Consider the following 2,796-nt stretch of genomic DNA (forward strand, 5'->3'; position numbering starts at 1 on the left):
CACATCCAGCTCAGCCTCACAGCGCCGGACCTCAAGCCGGTAACGGCAATGACCCGTCAGCTTCGTTTTATCCGCCTGACGCTGGCGGGCCAGCAGCATTTTTCTCTCCATCATGCGTTTTCTCCGCGATCAAATGAAACGGTCTGTTAGGCAGAAGGAGAGGGACGCCCTTGTAACCGGCACCGCAATAACGCCAGTGCCGGTCAGCCTGCCCGTCTTGTTGTCCGTCGGGATATGCAGCGTATGTTTCAGCGCCACGATTTCGAGGCGGCCTTCATCTTTCAACCACAAATAGGCGGGGATAGCCATAATATGACTCCTGTTTTTGAGTGTGTGAGGTCGCCTGCACCGGCGACGTTGTTGTTGATAAAGCGTCTGGCACCGGTTGCAGTCGCTGGCAGGCGACGGCGTCAGGTACCCGACGGATTTCAACGCGGCGGTTGGCAGTCCACCCCACCGCGGTTGAATGAGTGGCAATTGGCCGCATTGCCCCTTCACCTTGTACGGCAGAATCAAACTGTGCCGTCCATCATAAATCCGGAAAATAGCAAACCTGATCAGAGACTTCCTGACCGGCGGTTTAACCGAAATACAAATAACAGCGCAAACCCTCTATACGCTATCAATTAATGTCTGAATTAACAGGATGCGCTGTTGATGAATAAGATCATTCTCTTAATGGGTGCATAGGGAAATCAAGTCTTTATTTATTAAAAAGCACAATATGTTTCATGGCCGGCCCATATATTGGCGGATATAGAAAGATAAACCCCAGAAAATTTAATAAAACATAAACAAGATGACATTTATTTACATAAAAAGATTGAGTTTATTTTTATAACGTAAAACACCCTAATACAATAAGGTGAACAACCCACAACAGAAAACATATTTTATATTATTTTCAATGCATTACATTTCAATGCCGGATAAATAATATCCTTTTAAAAATAACCCTTCGCTCTCGTAAAAAAGAATGAATCTCAGTCAAATTATGCGAATGAGAATAAATACCCCCGCAAGATAAACGTGTTATCAATATTGCCATTACTGTCAGATAAATATAATCCCACCGCCAGATAACCCATAATTACTCAATAAGAATATCATGATGATATTCTCTAAAAATGTCCTTCATCTTATGAATAACAACATCCCGTCATATTTTGATCACTTACCAGTGATAATGCTCAGCGTGAATGTTCAGTGGGTTCAACCGGGTTTATTCCCCTTTATCACTGAATATTTGTGTCGGTAATCGGAACCCTTTCAGCCCCAACAGCACCAGCGGGCCTTTCCCCTGCGCCGTGCGTAAATCCCAGGTCAGCGGCAACCCGTCCGGCGCCATAAACCTCAGCCGGTAACGCCCCCCCTCCTGCGCTTTCACCTGTGCCTGTTCCAGCCAGCGCAGCAGCCCCCACTCCCCCGGGTAATCACCAAACACCCGCGCCCCGGTATTCACACTCGTCCACGTCAACACCACCCCAGGATTATCGCTCTCTCCCGGCCAGCGCAAACGCTGCCAGCTCTCCATCTGGTTAAAGTAACGCAACCTCTGACCGTCTATCGTCAGGTCCGTTTCCGCCACATCCCGTACCGGCTTCGCCCGCAACTCAAACCGCATTCCCTGACCCCCGTTCGTCAACAGCACATCCGATAATTCACTCAGCTGATTTATCGCCGTCAGAAACGCCGGGTTTACATGCAGCCCCTGACTCCCCTCTTCATCCACCACCCAGTGGTTGCCCTCTTTATGCAGCACGCCCCCTAACTGACTGTGCAGGAACTGCTCTATCCGTCCCGTATCGGCCTGAATAAACTGCCCCAGCACCGGCAGCGACGCCTCGTCTTCCTCGTCCACAAACGGGTAACGCCCGTTAAACGCCGCCTGCCAGTCTGCCACCACCGAGGACTGCCACTGCGCATTGATACTCGCCACTGACGGTTGCAGCACCGTCTGCCATGCCTGCATTAACGGCTGCACAAACACCGACTGACCAAATCCGTTCCATTCCGCCCCCAGACTCGCCGCCATCAGGCTGCCATATGACTGAGTATCGGTCAGGTCCACACTCTTTCCCTGAAACACCGTCTGCGCCAGTGCCTGCATTCTCTCCTGCGGATCATCGGTATTGGCGATTTGTTGCAGTTTCAGCCGTACCCGCGTTACCCGCGTCAGGTAGGTTTGCAGACTCAGAGTCCGGTCTGCCGTCATCAGGGTTTGGCCGCGGTTTTTCCCCATCAGGGTCAATAACGGACCGAAAGTGTTGTCCAGGGGATTTTGCGGGCCACTGTTCGGGTCAGTCACGGGCCGGTTCGATTGCTGGAACAGATTCCGGGCCGATTTGACTAATGAATCTGATAATCCCTGCCCCGGCTGCCCAGTTTCCCCCTGATACGCCAGCGTGTTCATCAGCGCTATCAGCGGCGACTGACGCACATCCGCCATTAAGGTTAACTGGTCTATGGTGTCGGACAGGTTATGCCCTTTATTCCACCGCACACTGTTGAGGAAGTTCAGCCACGCCCCGGCAAAATCCGTAAAGTAACGTTCAGTCAGCCGGGCTTTTAACACCGCCGGGGAAACCGCTTCCGCAATAGGCTGACGGCCATCACTCAGTACCCAGTCAATCTCTTCCCGCCGGGACGCCACCACCTCCGCAATGGCTTTCTGCACCTGACCTTCCCACGCCTGACGGGTAAACATCCCCGGCACCACTTGATTCGTGCTAAACAGCCGGCGGGCATCGGTCGCCCCGGTCATCTGTGCCAGCCCTAAATCCCCGTAACTGGGGG

The 2,796-nt window shown here is 52.1% G+C and carries 2 protein-coding genes and 1 pseudogene; 1 reads left to right on the forward strand and 2 read right to left on the reverse strand.

The window, feature by feature from the left end:
• Window positions 1–189 precede the first annotated feature (189 nt).
• Window positions 190–309, reverse strand: a pseudogene (locus C5469_RS22540) (type VI secretion system tube protein Hcp); the annotation flags it as partial.
• Between the two features lie 3 nt (window positions 310–312).
• Here C5469_RS22540 and C5469_RS24625 point away from each other — a divergent pair.
• The gene (locus C5469_RS24625; RefSeq protein WP_166310905.1) at window positions 313–630 is read left to right on the forward strand and encodes a hypothetical protein; all 318 of its coding nucleotides are present in this window, start codon (window positions 313–315) and stop codon (window positions 628–630) included.
• A gap of 592 nt (window positions 631–1,222) precedes the next feature.
• Here the strand turns inward: C5469_RS24625 and C5469_RS22550 are convergent.
• Window positions 1,223–2,796, reverse strand: a 1,574-nt coding sequence (locus tag C5469_RS22550) for an ImcF-related family protein (RefSeq protein WP_278249792.1), incomplete at its 5' end; no start/stop codon positions are given.

The sequence above is a fragment of the Photorhabdus cinerea genome (assembly GCF_011189575.1).
Taxonomy (GTDB): Bacteria; Pseudomonadota; Gammaproteobacteria; order Enterobacterales; family Enterobacteriaceae; genus Photorhabdus; species Photorhabdus cinerea.